The organism is Aeromonas diversa CDC 2478-85, from assembly GCF_000819805.1.
GTDB lineage: Bacteria > Pseudomonadota > Gammaproteobacteria > Enterobacterales > Aeromonadaceae > Aeromonas > Aeromonas diversa.
On record NZ_CDCE01000031.1, the window covers coordinates 169,049 to 184,566 of the forward strand.

The window sequence follows — 15,518 nt, forward strand, 5'->3', positions numbered from 1 at the left end:
CCGTCGGCCACCCTTGGCCAATGCCCATTTTTGAGAGAACCATGAATCCATCTGTCATTCGCAAGCTGGAAGGGCTCATCGAGCGCCACGAGGAAGTGCAGGCCCTGCTCGGGGAGCCGGACGTCATCAACGATCAGGATCGCTATCGCGGCCTGACCCGGGAGTACTCCCAGCTCGAGGAGATCGTCGGTGGCTTCCGCCGCTGGCGCCAGGCCGAGGAGGACCTCGAGGCCGCCAGGCTGATGCTGGAGGAAGATGACCCCGAGCTGCGCGAGATGGCGCAGGAGGAGCTGCCGCTCGCCAAGGCCAACCTGGAGAGCCTGGAGCAGGAGTTGCAAATCATGCTGCTGCCCAAGGATCCCAAGGATGACAACAACTGCTACCTCGAGATTCGCGCCGGAGCCGGTGGCGATGAGGCGGCCATCTTCGCCGGCGACCTCTATCGCATGTATTCGCGCTATGCCGAGCGCCAGGGCTGGCGCATCAGCATGGTCAGCTGCAACGAGGGGGAGCACGGTGGCTTCAAAGAGGTGATCGCCAAGGTCGACGGTGAGCGGGTCTACGGCCGCCTCAAGTTCGAGTCCGGTGGTCACCGGGTGCAGCGGGTGCCCGAGACCGAGTCTCAGGGGCGGATCCACACCTCCGCCTGCACGGTTGCCGTCTTGCCCGAGGTGCCCGAGGCCGAGCAGATCGAAATCAACCCGGCGGACCTGAAGGTCGACACCTTCCGTGCCTCCGGCGCCGGTGGCCAGCACGTCAACAAGACCGACTCGGCCATCCGTATCACCCACCTGCCGACCGGTCTGGTGGTGGAGTGTCAGGACGAGCGCTCCCAGCACAAGAACCGCGCCAAGGCGCTGGCGGTGCTGGCGGCGCGTCTGCAAGCGGCCGAGGATGAGCGTCACCGCGCCGCCGAGCAGAACACCCGTCGCAACCTGGTGGGCTCGGGTGATCGCTCCGAGCGCATCCGCACCTACAACTACCCCCAGGGGCGCCTGTCGGAGCACCGCATCAATCTCACACTTTACCGTCTCTCCGAGGTGCTGGAAGGGGATCTGGACTGCGTCATCACCCCGCTGGTGCAAGAGTATCAGGCCGATCAGCTCGCCTCCCTGGCGGATAACAGCTGATGCGCCTGGACGCCGCCCGCGCCTGGCTGACCGAGGCCCTCGCTGGAGGCGAGTCGCCGCGGGCCGATGCCGACGCCCTGCTCTGTCATCTGCTGGAGCGGGATCGCGGCTATCTGCTGAGCTGGCCTGAGCGTGAGCTCACTCCCGATCAGCTTGCCCGGCTCGAGGGATGGCTGGCGCGTCGCCAGCATGGTGAGCCGGTGGCGCACATCCTCGGGGAGCGGGAGTTCTGGTCCCTCTCCCTGTTGGTGAGCCCGGCCACCCTGATCCCGCGCCCCGACACCGAGGTGCTGGTGGAGCAGGCTCTGATGCGCCTGCCGGCCACCCCCGCCCGGGTGCTCGATCTCGGAACCGGCACCGGTGCCATCGCCTTGGCCCTCAAGTCGGAGCGACCCGATGACGAGGTGTGGGCAGTCGATGCCCAGCCCGATGCGGTGGCGCTGGCGAGGCGTAACTGCGAGCGGCTTCGCTTGCCGCTGCTATTGCGCCTCGGCTCCTGGTTTGAACCTCTGGGCGATGCACCCCGTTTCGACCTCATCGTCTCCAACCCGCCCTATATCGATGGGACGGACCCCCATCTTGCCCAAGGGGACGTGCGTTTCGAGCCCCTCACGGCGTTGGTGGCCGACGAGGAGGGGCTGGCGGATTTGCGCCATATCGTGTTCGGGGCCAGGGCCCATCTGGCTTTCGGCGGCTGGTTGCTGCTCGAGCACGGCTGGCAGCAGGGCGCCAGCGTGCGCCGTCTCCTGGCCGAGGCGGGCTATGACGCCATCGAGACGGTACGCGATTATGGTGATAACGACCGCGTCACACTGGGACGCTTCCAAGGAACTACCTGATGTACCCAATCCTGAAACATCTTCATCTGCTGCTCATCGCCCTGGCTGTGTTGGCCTTTATCCTGCGCTTTGCCCTGCTGCAGCGCGCCGCCAACCCGGTCAGACAGGCCCAGCTGGTGCGTGCCAGCGGACTGCTCAACGGTCTGGTGGTGCTGTCGGGACTGGCCCTGTGCCTGTTGCTTGGCATCAACCCTATCAACAACGCTGTGCCCTGGCTCAGTGAGAAACTGGTCTGCATCCTGATTGCCGCCTTCCTGGGCTGGATGTCCCTGAGTCGCTTCGGCAGCCGGACCACCCGCTGGTTCGCCTTCCTCGGCTCCCTGGGTTGGGTCTACTTCGCGGCCAAGCTGGCTGTGCTCAAGCTGCCTACCCTGTTTGGTTGAGGAAAAAATGGCGAGTTTGCATATCGACGAGTGGACCGACTTCGAGGGGCACGAGCTGGCCGAGCTGGCCCTCAGCGTCGCCGGTGAGGTCTACGGCGATGAGCGTGCGGCCGAAGGGCAGGCCCACCTCAAGGCGCTGGAGGCGCGGCTGACCCTGCTGCGACAGGCGCCTCAAGAGGGGCTGCGTCCCTCCCTGCTTGACCTGCTCTATCGTGAGTTGGGTTTTTGCGGCGACTGGCAGGATTATTTCAATTCGGAAAACTGCGATCTCGGCTCTGTGTTGGCCCGGCGCCGCGGCATACCCGTGAGTCTCGGCATCCTGCTGATCCAGCTGGGGCGAGAGCTCGGCCTCAAGGTGGAGGGGCTCTGCTTCCCCGGCCACTTCCTGGTCTGTTTCGAGGAAGGGGATCAGCAGGTCTATGTGGACCCCTTCAACGGTGAGGTGCTCTCACTGCACCGGGTCGAGCTGCTGCTGCGCGGTGCGCTCGGCAATTTCGCTACCCTGAGCGGCCAGTACCTGATGCCGGCGAGCCAGTGGGAGATCCTCGAGCGCCTGCTCAACGTGAGCAAGGCGGCCCTGCTGCGGGAGGGGCGCATGAACGAGGCCCTGCGCTGCTGCGAGTTGCTGCTGCGGATGAAGCCGGGCGATCCCCTCGAGACCCGGGATCGCGGCTTTATTTACGAACAGCTCGATTGTCCCCAGTTTGCTGCGGGGGACTTTGAATACTTTATTGAACAGTGTCCGGATGACCCTGTGGCCGATCTGCTCAAGGCGCAGCTCAAGGCCCTGGATCTCACCCCCAAGACCCTCCATTAAGGAACCCGTGATGGAACAGAAAATCGTCAAGGTAAATGCCATCGACGTCGCCAATGACAAGCCCTTCGTGCTGTTTGGTGGCATGAACGTGCTGGAGTCCCGCGACATGGCCATGGCCGTTTGCGAGAAGTACGTGGAAGTGACCAGCAAGCTGGGCATTCCGTTTGTGTTCAAGGCAAGCTGGGACAAGGCGAACCGCTCCTCCATCCACTCCTACCGCGGTCCGGGTCTGGAAGAGGGGATGAAGATCTTCCAGGAGCTGAAGGCGACCTTCGGCATGCCGGTCATCTCCGATCTGCACGAAACCTGGCAGGCCAAGCCGGTGGCCGAGGTGGTGGACGTGATCCAGCTGCCCGCCTTCCTGGCGCGCCAGACCGATCTGGTGGAGGCCATGGCCCGCACCGGCAACGTCATCAACATCAAGAAGCCGCAGTTCCTGAGCCCGAGCCAGATGAAGAACATCACCGAGAAGTTCGAGGAGTGTGGCAACGATCGCCTCATTCTGTGCGAGCGCGGTGCCAACTTTGGCTATGACAACCTGGTGGTGGACATGCTGGGCTTCGGTGTGATGCAACGCAGCACCGGCGGCTATCCGGTCATCTTCGACGTGACCCACTCCCTGCAGTGCCGCGATCCGCTGGGGGCCGCCTCCGGCGGGCGCCGTGATCAGGTGACCGAGCTGGCCCGTGCCGGCATGGCGGTCGGCCTGGCTGGCCTGTTTATCGAGTCCCACCCCGATCCTAAGGCGGCGCGCTGCGACGGCCCGAGTGCCCTGCCGCTCGACAAGCTGGAAGGCTTCCTCAAGCAGATGAAGGCTATCGACGACCTGGTGAAGGGGTTTGAACCCCTCGATACCTCGGCCTGATGAGCCCCCGACGCCCCGCACCGCGGGGCGTTGTCGTTCAGGTGCCTCAAGCGCCGGTTTCCACAGGGATTTTCACCGATCCTCCGCTTGTGCTTTCTTTTGTCTTGAGGCCGAATATGGGAAACTAGGCCGCTTCAAGGAGACACACTGCATGCGGCTATTCACCCTGATCCTGCTGGCCCTGCTCGGCGGCCTGCAATATCACCTCTGGTTCGGCAAGAACGGCCTCGATGACTACTACATGATGTCCGATACGGTCGCGCGCCAGCAGCAGGACAATCAGTCGCTCAAGGATCGCAACGGCCTCATCTACCGGGAGATCGCCGATCTCACCAGCGGCCTGGAGGCGATCGAGGAGCTGTCGCGCAACGATCTCGGCTATATCAAGCAGGGGGAGACCTTCTACCGCATCATCCCCAAGAAGGAGAAGCAGGAGGAGGCGAGCCATGAGTAACACCGTGACCGCCGTGGTCCCTGCCGCCGGTATCGGCAGTCGCATGGGAAGCGAGCTGCCCAAGCAGTATCTGATGCTCAATGGCAAGACCATACTCGAGCACACCCTCGGCCGCCTGCTGGCCCATCCGGCCATCGAGCAGCTGGTGGTGGCCCTGGCGCCCCACGATACCTGGTTCGATGCCCTGCCGATGGCCCGGGATCCGCGTGTGCTGCGGGTCGAGGGGGGCGGCGAGCGGGCCAATTCGGTGCTCAATGCCCTGATGGTGGTGCAGAGCGACTGGGTCATGGTGCATGACGCGGCGCGCCCCTGCATCACGGCGGGGGATCTCGATCGGCTGATCGCCGTGGCGCGGGAGGGGGAGGGCGCCCTGCTCGGCAGCCGGGTGCGCGATACCATGAAGCGCACCAACGCCGCGGACGAGGTGATCGCCACCGTCGATCGCGACCAGCTGTGGCATGCCCTGACCCCCCAGATGTTTCCAACCCGTACCCTGCGCCGCGCCCTCGAAGAGGGGCTGGCACTGGGGGCTCTGATTACGGATGAGGCGTCGGCCATGGAGCGGGCCGGCTATTGCCCAAGGATGGTGGAGGGGCGGGCCGACAACCTCAAGGTGACCCGTCCCGAGGATCTGGCGCTGGCCAGCCTCTACTTGCGTCAACAAGACGCCTAACGTTTTTCAATCGCGCGGCCGAGGCCGCGGCAGGAGGAGATGGCGTGATCCGGATCGGACATGGTTTTGACGTGCACAAGTTCGGGGGCGAGGGCCCCTGCATGCTGGGTGGTGTGGCCGTTCCCTATGAACAGGGGCTGCTGGCTCACTCGGACGGCGATGTGGTGCTGCACGCGGTGAGCGACGCCCTGCTCGGCGCCATCGCTGCCGGCGACATCGGCCGCCACTTCCCGGACACCAGCGCCGAGTTCGAGAATATCGACAGCCGCATCCTGCTGCGCGACGTGTTCGCCCGCGTCAAGGGGGCCGGCTATCGTATCGGCAACCTGGATGTCACCATCATCGCTCAGGCACCCAAGATGGCGCCCCACATCGACGCCATGTGCGCCGTGCTGGCGGCCGATCTCGAATGTGAGCTGAACCGGGTCAACGTCAAGGCGACCACCACAGAGAAACTCGGCTTTACCGGCCGCAAAGAAGGGATCGCCACCGAAGCCGTGGTATTGCTGGTGAAACAATAATGCTCGAACAACTGACTTATCTGCACGGCCAGCCGGCCGTCACCGGCGTGCTCAAGGCCGCTCCGTCCGACTTCGTCGTTATCGAGGATCTCGGTTTCGAGCCCTGCGGCGAGGGAGAACATATCTTCGTTCGGGTGCGCAAGACCGGCGAGAACACCGCCTGGGTGGCGGGCCTGTTGGCCGACGCCGCCGGGGTGAACCGCAATGCGGTGACCTGGGCCGGGCTTAAGGATCGCCACGCGGTGACCGAGCAGTGGTTCGGCATCCACCTGCCCGGCAAGGCAGAGCCGGACTTGAGCGTCATCGAGAGCGACAGCATCCAGATCCTCGAGGCCAAGCGCCACAACCGCAAGCTGCGTACCGGCTATCTCAAGGGTAACCGCTTCACCCTGCGCCTGACCGGGCTGTCGGGCAGCGAGGGGCTCGAGGCCCGCCTGCAGGCGGTAGCCGAGCAGGGTGTACCCAACTACTACGGCGAACAGCGCTTCGGCCGGGGGGGCAACAACCTGGAGGCTGCCAAGGCCATGTTCGGCGGTAAGCGGATCAAGGATCGCAACAAGCGCTCCCTCTACCTGTCGGCGGCGCGCAGCATGCTGTTCAACACGGCCGTGACCGCCCGCATCGAACAGGGGCTGGCTCACACCCTGCTCGCCGGCGACTGCCTGATGCTCAAGGGCTCACACTCCATCTTCAGTGAGCCCGAGGTTACGCCCGAGCTGGCCGCCCGTCTGGCCAGTGGCGATGTGCAGCTGACCGCGCCCCTGTGGGGACGTGGTCGTCTGGCCAGCCAACATGAGGCCGCCGCGTTTGAAGAGGCGGCCCTGAGCGAACTTGCCGAGTGGCGCGAGGGGCTCGAGAAGGCCGGGATGGATCAGGAGCGCCGCCCGCTATTGCTGCGTCCCGAGGCGATGAGCTGGCAGCTGGAAGGCGATACCCTGACCCTGGCGTTCTTCCTGCCGGCCGGGGCGTTTGCCACCAGCGTGGTGCGCGAGCTGATCGATGCCCGCGAGGCGGATCACCACGGAGAGGCCCATGCGCATTCTGGTGAGTAATGACGACGGGGTGCATGCCCGCGGCATCCGGGTGCTCTCTCGGGCGCTGACCGAGTGCGGCGAGGTGGTTGTGGTCGCCCCGGATCGCAATCGCAGCGGCGCCAGTCACTCCCTGACCCTGGAGGTGCCCCTTCGGGTCAGCCTGATGGAGGAGACCGGTTTTCATGCGGTAAAAGGGACGCCGACCGACTGCGTGCACCTGGCGGCCAACGAGCTGCTCAAGCCCGAGCCCGACATGGTTGTGGCGGGTATCAACCACGGCGCCAACCTGGGGGATGACGTCATCTACTCCGGGACAGTGGCGGCGGCCACCGAGGGGCGCCATCTCGGCTTCCCCTCCATTGCCGTCTCCCTGGTCGGTGACACCCATTTCGAGAGCGCCGCCCACTACGCGGTGCAGCTGGTACGCGCCCTGATGCGCTACCCGCTGCCGGCGGACCAGATCCTCAACGTCAACGTGCCGGATCTGCCGCTGGAGCAGATCAAGGGAATGAGGGTGACCCGCCTGGGTAACCGCCACCGGGCCGAGTCGGTGATCCGTGAACGCGATCCGCGTGGTCACGCGATCTACTGGATTGGCCCACCGGGCGCGCGCCAGGACGCCGGGGAAGGAACCGACTTTGCCGCCATCGAGCAGGGTTATGTCTCCATCACCCCGCTGACCATCGACATGACGGCATATCGCAACATGAGCAACCTGGAGGCCTGGCTGGCACAGCAAGGGTGAGGGTGTGATAGAGCAGCGCCTATTGAATCAACTTATTGCCAAAGGGATCACCGATTATCGCGTGCTGGCCGCTATTGCCGATATTCCGCGGGAATACTTCGTGGATGAGGCGATGGCACACCAGGCTTGGGATAACACGGCCCTGCCCATCGGGCACGGCCAGACCATCTCCCAACCCTATATGGTGGCGCGTATGACCGAGCTGGTGGTGGCGAACGAGCCGGCCCATGTGTTGGAGATCGGCACAGGTTCTGGCTATCAGACGGCGGTGTTGGCGCGCCTGGTGGATCACGTCTACACGGTTGAGCGCATCAAGTCCCTGCAATATCAGGCGCGGCGGCGGCTGCGAAATCTCGATCTACACAATATCTCGACCCGGCACGGCAATGGCTGGGAAGGGTGGGCATCGAAGGGGCCCTTTGATGCCATTTTGGTGACGGCGGCCGCCAGCGAAGTGCCCCAGGCATTGCTGGAACAGCTGGCCGATGGCGGGCGCATGGTGATCCCGGTGGGAGAGAATCTGCAGGCCCTGATGCTGATTGAACGCAATGGCTCCCAGCTGACTCAACGAGCGCTGGAGCCGGTGCGATTTGTGCCTCTTGTGAACGGAGAAATTGAGTGAAGTTATTTTCCCGCCTCTACATCATGGTCATGGTGTGGGCTCGTCACCGCCATGCCCCCTTCTATCTGTCGGGTACTGCCTTTATCGAATCCATCTTCTGGCCGATCCCGGTCGATGTGATGTTGGCTCCCATGGCGTTGGCCAAGCCGCAGAAGGCGTGGCATTACGCCGGGCTGGCGACCCTCTTCTCTGTGCTGGGGGCGCTGTTTGGTTATGCCCTGGGCTACGCCCTGTGGGAACCCGTCGTGCAGCCCATGGTGGCGGCCGTGGGTTATCAGGACAAGATAGTGCTGGCCGAGCAGTGGTTCGAGCACTGGGGGATCTGGGTCATCTTCATCGCCAGTTTCACCCCCATCCCCTACAAGGTGTTCACTGTGACGGCCGGACTGTTGCATATGGCGTTGCTCCCCTTTATTGTCACCTCCCTCATCGGGCGCGGCATGCGTTTCTTCCTGGTCGCGGGGTTGATGCGCTGGGGAGGCGAGAAGATGGAGCGCAAGCTGATGCACTATGTGGATGTGCTGGGCTGGCTCTGTATCGCTCTGGCCGTGGCGGCCTATTTCTGGTTTAGCAAGTAAGGGATTGTTATGAGTCTGTCGCAGTGGCGAAAGAGTAGCGCGGTGCTGTTGTCCGGTCTGTTGTTTGCCTGCTCTTCCAGTCAAAACCCGGCACCGGTCGGCAGTATCAATAATGACTATCAGTCAGGCAGTGCGGCGCGCTATGTGGGCAAGCAGCGGACCCTGTCTGGCAACAGTTATACGGTGAGAAAGGGCGACACGCTCTACTCCATCGCCTTCAATGCCGGCACCAATGTGCCCGCCATTGCCAGCCTCAACGGCATCTCTGCGCCTTACAACATCTATCCGGGGCAACAGCTGCGTCTGCACGTCTTCGAATCCCAGTCTCTGGGCAGCAAGTCCGCTGGGGGCGCCGTGGTGGTCGCACAGCCGGCGGTTGTCAAGCCAACTGGTCAGACTTCCCGTTGGGTGGAGAAGAAAACCGTTGCTGCGCCTGCGCCAAAAGAATACGCTCAAGAAACCGCTCAAAATAACAACAACCCTGTTAGTAGCACGCTTGGATGGCGCTGGCCTGCTGAAGGAAAACTGGTCGAGGGATTCTCTACTGCCGAACAGGGCAACAAGGGAATCGATATCGCCGGCTCCAAGGGACAGCCCGTTTTTGCGGCAAGTGACGGCAAGGTGGTCTATGCCGGCAGTGCACTGCGGGGATACGGCAAGCTGATCATTCTCAAACATGACGATGAGTATCTCTCCGCTTATGCCCACAACGACCAGTTGCGGGTGCAGGAGGGACAGAGTGTCAAGAAAGGGATGGTCATTGCCGATATGGGAAGCACGGATGCGCCGGATGTGCGTCTGCACTTTGAAATCCGGTACAAGGGCAAGTCGGTTAATCCGATGAGCTATCTGCCCAAGCGTTAACCCCAGAGAGAAAGCGTGACTCTGGTTCTGGAGGGATGCCATGAGCCAAGAAGATAAGCTGGATGTACAGGACGTTGAATTCGAGCTTGATGAAGAGATAGAGAGCGCAGAAGAAGAGGAGGAGCTCACCGTCGTTGCCACCGAAGAAGGGGTGAGTGACGAGGTGTTTAGCCCTGAACTCAATCGGGTCATGGATGCGACCCAGCTCTATCTGGGAGAGATTGGTTTCTCTCCGCTCCTCACTGCCGAAGAGGAAGTCTACTTTGCCCGCCGCGCCCTGCGTGGCGACAAGGCCGCCCGCAAGCGGATGATCGAATCCAACTTGCGACTGGTTGTAAAAATTGCCCGCCGTTACAACAATCGTGGTCTTGCCCTGCTCGATCTGATCGAAGAGGGGAATCTGGGCCTCATCCGCGCCGTTGAGAAGTTTGACCCCGAGCGGGGTTTTCGCTTCTCCACCTACGCCACCTGGTGGATCCGCCAAACCATAGAGCGGGCCATCATGAATCAGACCCGCACCATTCGACTGCCGATCCACGTCGTCAAAGAGCTCAATGTCTACTTGCGTACCGCCCGTGAACTGGCACACCGCCTGGATCACGAACCTACCGCAGAAGATATCGCCTCTGCCTTGGACAAACCGGTCGAAGATGTGAGCCGCATGCTCAAACTCAATGAGAAGATAAGCTCGGTCGATACGCCGATCGGTGGAGACAAGGACAAGGCTCTGCTCGATGTCCTCTCCGATGAGCGGGGATCCGGTCCCGAGCTGGAGACTCAGGAAGATGACATGCGCAGCAGCATAGTGCACTGGCTGGAGGAGCTTAACCCGAAGCAGCGAGAGGTTCTCGCCCGTCGCTTTGGCCTGTTGGGCTATGAGGCGGCGACGCTGGAGGATGTGGGGCATGAGATCGGATTAACCCGCGAGCGGGTGCGTCAGATCCAGGTGGAGGCCCTGCGTCGTCTGCGTGAGGTGCTGCTCTCTCAGGGGCTCTCTATCGACGCTCTCTTTCGTAACGGTTGAGCAGGATAAGTGAAATGGGGAGGGGGCTGGTCCCCCTCATTTTATTGGCGGGATGTACAGGTCTGCGGCCAGAGTCGCCGGTTGTGTGATTGTTTCCGCAGATCTTGATGAAAAGCCCGCCATTTGAGGGCTCAAAGGGGATAAAGGCTTTGCCTGACAACCTCTTTTTGCATAGAGTGAAGCCGTGCTAATTGCCAGTTGATAAAGGATAACTTATGAACAAAGCGCAACTTGTCGATGCTATCGCCGCGAAAGCCGATCTGAGCAAGGCTCAGGCCAAGGCTGCTCTGGAGGAGATCCTGGCAGGTATCACCCAGAGCCTGAAAGAGGGCGATGCCGTCCAGCTGGTTGGTTTCGGCACCTTCAAGGTTAACCACCGTGCTGGCCGTACCGGTCGCAACCCCCAGACCGGCAAGGAGATCCAGATCGCCGCTGCCAACGTGCCTTCTTTTGTTGCCGGCAAGGCGCTCAAGGATGCCGTCAAGTAAGACGCTCGTTTCTACCGAAAACCCGGCCTGATGTGCCGGGTTTTTTATTGTGCTTACCCCTCTCTTTTTCGGATAAACTGAAGGGAAAGCGGTAGCGGGAGGTAGGTATGGCACATCCCATGACCATAGGCCAGGTGGCCATTCCCTGGGCCCCTTCCAGGCAGTTATCGCCCGGGTTGGTGGTAGTCGATCTGCATCACGACATCTGGGGTGATACCCTGAATATCGCCTTGGGACGAGCTCGCAGTATCGATATTCCCCCGCTGACCCAGTGTCATGTCTATTTCCACCATGTGTTCGCCCTGCGGGTGGTGGAGGATGGGGATCTCTCCGATGGTATGAGTAGCCACACCGTCGAGGAGCAGATCCAGATCATCACCCCGTCGCGCTTCGCGGCCTGGTTTCATCAAGAGTCCAAGGGTGTGCATCTGGATGAGGATCTGCAGCACTACCGGATCTCGACCTGGGATTATTGTGTCGACATCCTGACCTCACGCCCCCCCGAGTTGCATCTGGTTGAATAAAACAGGGGAGACCCTGGTCTCCCCCGTGACAACCTGAATAGGGATTACTCCACGTAGAAGGTGTGCTGGAACTCCAGCGGCCACTGCTTGCCGTTGCCCATCAGGGTCAGGGAAATGCGATAGGTATCTTCATTGCGGTAGGGAAGCTCGGCCAGGTAGTAGATGGCCTTACCCTCTTTGACTTCCCTAAAGGTAAGAGTCCGTACCGTGCCGGTCAGATTGCGTGCCTCACCGACGATGCCGACCGTCTGGGAAACCCCCTGCTTGTCTTGTACTGCTATGTTGATGACGCCGTTATAGCGGCTGCGCTCAACCTGGTATTGAGTGGCGACCTCCGGTGTCAGGAAGCTGGAGGCGAAGGCACTGTAGTGCACATTCCATGGACCCACCTCCTTCACTTGCTCTGCCTGGCTGGGGAGTGCCAGCATCATCCCCAGCAGAGCGCCTAACCATGCTCTCATCGTCGCTTCTCCTTGTCCGTGACATTCACTCTCAGTTTAACAGGGCTGCAATCTCATCGGGGATGACGCGCGGCGCGTCTATGCTGACCGCCTTATGGCGCCCCAACTCGCCGCGAATCACCTTCACCTGCCCCTTGGCCACCTTGAACTGCTTGGCCAGATATTTGACCAGGTGGGCATTGGCCTGTCCGTCCACCGGAGGTGCCGTAATGGCCACTTTGACCTCTTCCCCGTGGAGCCCAACGATCTGATCCCGGCTCGCCTTGGGCTGGATAAGGAGCTGAAGTACCAGTACTTCGCCCTGCCAGCAGGCCGCCGTCATCAGATCATCCACCAGAGTTGACCGAAGAGATCGCCGAGCAGGTAGTTGATTGCCTGTAGGGCGATGAAGGCGACCAATACGGAGAGATCCAGCCCGCCCAGGGAGGGCAGAATGCGGCGAATCGGCTGCAAGAAGGGTTCGGTCAGCTGATGCATCACGTACTCGATGGGGTTACGGCCCTGGCTTACCCAGCTCAGGATGGCGCGGATAAGCAGGATCCAGAAGACCATAGAGCCGGCCTTCTTGAGGACGGTCAGACCGGCGAAGAGAGCGAGGCTGAGCCAGTCGGCCTGCAACACCCCCAGACTCTTGAGCAGTGCCAGCTTACCCATCGCCACGGCCAGGGCCAGCACCACAGAGGCGAGATCCAGGTTGCCCACGCTGGGGATCACCCGGCGCAGGGGGATGAGCAGCGGTGAGGTGAGCTTGACCACGGTCTGGCTCAGGGGGTTATAGAAGTCGGCGCGGGCCCATTGCAGCCAGAGGCGCAGCAGCACGACCATGAGGTAGAGATCGAAGACGGTGTTGATAAGGAAAAAGGCGGTATTCATCGAGACTCCTTAAAAGAGTGATTCCATCTCGCCCGCACGGCGAACGGCGGCCTGCATGGCGTGGCTGGTGATCTGCTGCAACCCCTGCTCCTGGAAGGTGCGGATCGCTTCGGCGGTCGTACCTCCCTTACTGGTCACCTGCTCGCGCAGCTGTGACAGGGAGAGGGTTGGATTTTGCTCCACCATGGCGGCGGCGCCGATGGCGGTCTGCTGGACCAGGGTGCGGGCCTGCTCGGGGGTGAACCCCATCCGCTCGGCTTCTTCACAGATGGCCTGCATGAAGAGAAAGAAGTAGGCCGGAGCGCTGCCGGCGGCGGCAATGACGCCGTTGATGCCCGCCTCTTCGGCAACCCAGAGGGTCTGGCCAACGGCCTGCAACATCTGCTCTGCGAAGTGGCGATCGGCCTCATCCACTTGGACAGGCGCGTAAAGCCCGGTCATGCCGAGCCCGAGCAGGGCGGGGGTGTTGGGCATGCAGCGGATGATACGGGTCTGCCGCGTCATCTGGGCGAGGCGCTCGACCCGGATTCCTGCGGCGATGGAGATAAGCAGCTTACCCTCCAGTATGCCCGGCTCGGCGCATAGCTGCGCCAGCATATCGGCCATCAGCTGGGGCTTGACCGCCAGCACGATCACGTCGGCTCCCCGCGCCGCCTCAAGATTGTTCTGGGTGATCTGGATGCCGGTTTCGCCGGCCAGAGCATCGAGCTTGGGACGGCTGGGGTTGGCGGCCGTGATACAGCGGGCCGGATAACCGGCGCGCACCAGCCCCAGTATGATGCTGCGGCTCATGTTGCCGGCCCCGATAAAGGCGATCTGTCTGTGTTGCATAGGCATCCTGCTTATGAATAGTCGCGGGCACCGAAGATGGCGGTGCCGATCCTCACCATGGTGCTGCCATGGCAGATCGCGGGTTCGAGATCCTCGGTCATGCCCATGGAGAGGGTGTCGACAGAGGGATATTGTGCCTTGAGACGAGTGAACAGTTGCTGCATACGCGCCATCTGCTCGGCCAGACGCCCGGCATCGGCGGTGTGCTCGGGAATGGCCATCAGGCCTCTGAGCACCAGTCGATCACAGCCTGAAACCAGTCTGGCTAGGTGGAAAATCTCCTCCTCCGTGGTTCCTGATTTGCTGCTCTCTCCGCTAATATTGATTTGCAGACAGATATTTAGCGGCGGCATATGGGGCGGTCTCTGGGATTGCAGGCGCTCGATCAGCTTGGGTCTGTCTACACTCTGTACCCAGTGGAAGCGTTCAGCCACCGGCCGGGTCTTGTTGGACTGCAGGGGGCCGATAAAGTGCCACTCCAGGGTATCAAAGGCGGGATCCTGGCGCAGATGGTCGATCTTATCGACCGCCTCCTGGGCATAGGATTCACCGAAGCGACGCTGTCCGCAGCCAAAAGCGGCAACAATGGCCTCCAGGGGCTTGGTCTTGCTGACCGCCAACAGGGCGACGCTGCCAGCGGCACGGCCGGCCTTGGTTTCAGCGTTGGCAATTCTATCCGCCACCTCGGCGAGGTGCTGGGCAATCTGGCTCATGGTTCAGTTAGTGATGCGCAATGGGAGAATGACAAGTCTATGGATATCACAGAGTTATTGGCCTTCAGTGTAAAGCATAAAGCCTCGGATCTACACCTTTCTGCCGGGGTGCCGCCCATGATCCGAGTCGATGGGGAGATGCGCAAGATCAATCTGCCTGTCCTGGAGCACAGGGAGGTTCATGCCCTCATCTACGACATCATGAATGACCAACAACGCAAGGAACTTGAGGAGAATTACGAGGTCGACTTCTCCTTCGAGATCCCCGGCTTGGCCCGTTTTCGTGTCAACGCCTTCCAGCAATCCCGTGGCTCTGGCGCCGTCTTTCGGACCATTCCGAGTACGGTATTGACCCTGGATGAACTCGATGCCCCCGAGGTATTTCGCAAGATCGCCGAGTACCCGCGCGGGTTGGTGTTGGTGACGGGGCCGACCGGTTCGGGTAAGTCGACGACCCTGGCCGCCATGGTCAACTACATCAACGAAACCTTTCACCATCACATCCTCACCATCGAGGACCCCATCGAATTTGTGCATGAGAACAAGCGTTGCCTGGTCAACCAGCGCGAGGTGCACCGGGATACCAAGAGTTTTAATAACGCCTTGCGCTCGGCACTGCGTGAAGACCCCGACATCATACTGGTGGGGGAAATGCGGGATCTCGAAACCATTCGCCTGGCGATGACGGCGGCCGAGACGGGTCACCTTGTGTTCGGTACCCTGCACACCTCGTCTGCGGCCAAGACCATCGATCGTATCATCGACGTCTTCCCCGGGGCGGAAAAGGACATGGTGCGTTCCATGCTGTCCGAGTCACTGCGGGCGGTCATCTCACAGACCCTGCTCAAGCGTATCGGCGGGGGGCGGGTAGCCGCACACGAGATCATGATAGGTATCCCGGCGGTGCGAAACTTGATTCGCGAGGACAAGGTCCCCCAGCTTTACTCGGTGATCCAGACCGGTATGACGCACGGCATGCAGACCATGGATCAGTGCCTCAAGCAGTTGGTGGGGCGCGGTGTGGTTACTCAACAGGATGCCAGGAGTAAGGCAGCCGATCCCAACAGCATATAGGAGTT

General features: G+C 61.7%; 22 protein-coding genes. 17 read left to right on the forward strand and 5 right to left on the reverse strand.

Translation table 11 applies throughout. From position 1 onward, the window contains the following. Nucleotides 1-41 precede the first annotated feature (41 nt). The 16 genes from prfA to BN1121_RS13210 all read left to right on the forward strand — a co-directional run bounded on the left by prfA (nt 42) and on the right by BN1121_RS13210 (nt 11,561). On the forward strand, nt 42-1,130 hold the full coding sequence (prfA, locus tag BN1121_RS13135) for a peptide chain release factor 1 (RefSeq protein ID WP_005351705.1): 1,089 nt from the start codon (nt 42-44) through the stop codon (nt 1,128-1,130). Further along, entirely contained in the window at nt 1,130-1,969 is an 840-nt protein-coding gene (gene prmC, locus BN1121_RS13140; RefSeq protein ID WP_005351707.1) for a peptide chain release factor N(5)-glutamine methyltransferase, read from the forward strand. The genes prfA and prmC overlap by 1 nt, the downstream gene beginning before the upstream one ends. Further along, entirely contained in the window at nt 1,969-2,352 is a 384-nt protein-coding gene (locus tag BN1121_RS13145) for a SirB2 family protein (RefSeq protein WP_005351711.1), read from the forward strand. The genes prmC and BN1121_RS13145 overlap by 1 nt, the downstream gene beginning before the upstream one ends. A gap of 7 nt (nt 2,353-2,359) precedes the next feature. Further along, nucleotides 2,360-3,169, forward strand: coding sequence for a SirB1 family protein (locus BN1121_RS13150; protein ID WP_005351713.1), 810 nt, complete (start codon nt 2,360-2,362; stop codon nt 3,167-3,169). Between the two features lie 10 nt (nt 3,170-3,179). Next, nucleotides 3,180-4,034 carry a 3-deoxy-8-phosphooctulonate synthase gene (gene kdsA / locus BN1121_RS13155; protein ID WP_005351716.1) on the forward strand — a complete coding sequence of 285 codons (855 nt, stop codon included), beginning with the start codon at nt 3,180-3,182 and terminating at the stop codon, nt 4,032-4,034. Nucleotides 4,035-4,185: 151 nt separating this feature from the next. After that, nucleotides 4,186-4,488, forward strand: a complete 303-nt coding sequence (gene ftsB, locus BN1121_RS13160) for a cell division protein FtsB (protein WP_005351718.1) — start codon at nt 4,186-4,188, stop codon at nt 4,486-4,488. Then, nucleotides 4,481-5,161, forward strand: coding sequence for a 2-C-methyl-D-erythritol 4-phosphate cytidylyltransferase (gene ispD / locus BN1121_RS13165; protein ID WP_005351720.1), 681 nt, complete (start codon nt 4,481-4,483; stop codon nt 5,159-5,161). Before ftsB ends, ispD begins: the two co-directional genes overlap by 8 nt. Nucleotides 5,162-5,205: 44 nt before the next feature. Continuing rightward, nucleotides 5,206-5,682 (forward strand): 2-C-methyl-D-erythritol 2,4-cyclodiphosphate synthase, encoded by a 477-nt coding sequence (gene ispF / locus BN1121_RS13170; RefSeq protein WP_005351722.1) that lies wholly within the window; start codon nt 5,206-5,208, stop codon nt 5,680-5,682. Beyond that, a complete protein-coding gene (truD, locus tag BN1121_RS13175; protein ID WP_005351723.1) occupies nt 5,682-6,734 on the forward strand; it encodes a tRNA pseudouridine(13) synthase TruD in 1,053 nt (350 codons plus the stop codon). Before ispF ends, truD begins: the two co-directional genes overlap by 1 nt. Beyond that, the gene (gene surE, locus BN1121_RS13180) at nt 6,715-7,461 is read left to right on the forward strand and encodes a 5'/3'-nucleotidase SurE (RefSeq protein WP_005351725.1); all 747 of its coding nucleotides are present in this window, start codon (nt 6,715-6,717) and stop codon (nt 7,459-7,461) included. The genes truD and surE overlap by 20 nt, the downstream gene beginning before the upstream one ends. A 4-nt stretch (nt 7,462-7,465) precedes the next feature. Then, complete coding sequence (locus tag BN1121_RS13185; RefSeq protein ID WP_043157402.1) at nt 7,466-8,083, forward strand: protein-L-isoaspartate(D-aspartate) O-methyltransferase; 618 nt, start codon at nt 7,466-7,468, stop codon at nt 8,081-8,083. After that, on the forward strand, nt 8,080-8,661 hold the full coding sequence (locus BN1121_RS13190) for a YqaA family protein (RefSeq protein ID WP_005351732.1): 582 nt from the start codon (nt 8,080-8,082) through the stop codon (nt 8,659-8,661). The genes BN1121_RS13185 and BN1121_RS13190 overlap by 4 nt, the downstream gene beginning before the upstream one ends. 9 nt (nt 8,662-8,670) lie before the next feature. After that, complete coding sequence (locus BN1121_RS13195) at nt 8,671-9,525, forward strand: peptidoglycan DD-metalloendopeptidase family protein (RefSeq protein ID WP_043157403.1); 855 nt, start codon at nt 8,671-8,673, stop codon at nt 9,523-9,525. Nucleotides 9,526-9,565: 40 nt separating this feature from the next. After that, nucleotides 9,566-10,549, forward strand: coding sequence for an RNA polymerase sigma factor RpoS (rpoS, locus tag BN1121_RS13200; RefSeq protein ID WP_005351737.1), 984 nt, complete (start codon nt 9,566-9,568; stop codon nt 10,547-10,549). Nucleotides 10,550-10,764: 215 nt separating this feature from the next. Next, nucleotides 10,765-11,037 (forward strand): nucleoid-associated protein HU-alpha, encoded by a 273-nt coding sequence (gene hupA, locus BN1121_RS13205; protein WP_005351739.1) that lies wholly within the window; start codon nt 10,765-10,767, stop codon nt 11,035-11,037. 107 nt (nt 11,038-11,144) lie between these two features. Next, nucleotides 11,145-11,561: a hypothetical protein gene (locus tag BN1121_RS13210; protein WP_005351740.1), complete on the forward strand. Its 417-nt coding sequence runs from the start codon at nt 11,145-11,147 to the stop codon at nt 11,559-11,561. Nucleotides 11,562-11,605: 44 nt separating this feature from the next. On the opposite strand, the gene BN1121_RS13215 is transcribed toward BN1121_RS13210, so the two are convergent. Genes BN1121_RS13215 through BN1121_RS13235 form a run of 5 tightly spaced genes read right to left on the reverse strand, consistent with a single transcriptional unit; the run spans nt 11,606 to nt 14,439 of the window. Then, nucleotides 11,606-12,022 carry a DUF4426 domain-containing protein gene (locus tag BN1121_RS13215; protein WP_005351741.1) on the reverse strand — a complete coding sequence of 139 codons (417 nt, stop codon included), beginning with the start codon at nt 12,020-12,022 and terminating at the stop codon, nt 11,606-11,608. 31 nt (nt 12,023-12,053) lie between these two features. After that, entirely contained in the window at nt 12,054-12,344 is a 291-nt protein-coding gene (gene yggU, locus BN1121_RS13220; RefSeq protein WP_005351743.1) for a DUF167 family protein YggU, read from the reverse strand. Further along, nucleotides 12,344-12,895: a YggT family protein gene (locus tag BN1121_RS13225; RefSeq protein WP_005351745.1), complete on the reverse strand. Its 552-nt coding sequence runs from the start codon at nt 12,893-12,895 to the stop codon at nt 12,344-12,346. Before BN1121_RS13225 ends, yggU begins: the two co-directional genes overlap by 1 nt. A gap of 9 nt (nt 12,896-12,904) precedes the next feature. After that, complete coding sequence (proC, locus tag BN1121_RS13230; RefSeq protein WP_005351749.1) at nt 12,905-13,726, reverse strand: pyrroline-5-carboxylate reductase; 822 nt, start codon at nt 13,724-13,726, stop codon at nt 12,905-12,907. 11 nt (nt 13,727-13,737) lie between these two features. Next, nucleotides 13,738-14,439 carry a YggS family pyridoxal phosphate-dependent enzyme gene (locus tag BN1121_RS13235; RefSeq protein WP_005351752.1) on the reverse strand — a complete coding sequence of 234 codons (702 nt, stop codon included), beginning with the start codon at nt 14,437-14,439 and terminating at the stop codon, nt 13,738-13,740. A 39-nt stretch (nt 14,440-14,478) separates the two neighbouring features. Here BN1121_RS13235 and tapT point away from each other — a divergent pair, with 39 nt between their 5' ends. Beyond that, nucleotides 14,479-15,513, forward strand: a complete 1,035-nt coding sequence (gene tapT / locus BN1121_RS13240; protein ID WP_005351755.1) for a type IVa pilus ATPase TapT — start codon at nt 14,479-14,481, stop codon at nt 15,511-15,513. Nucleotides 15,514-15,518 lie beyond the last annotated feature (5 nt).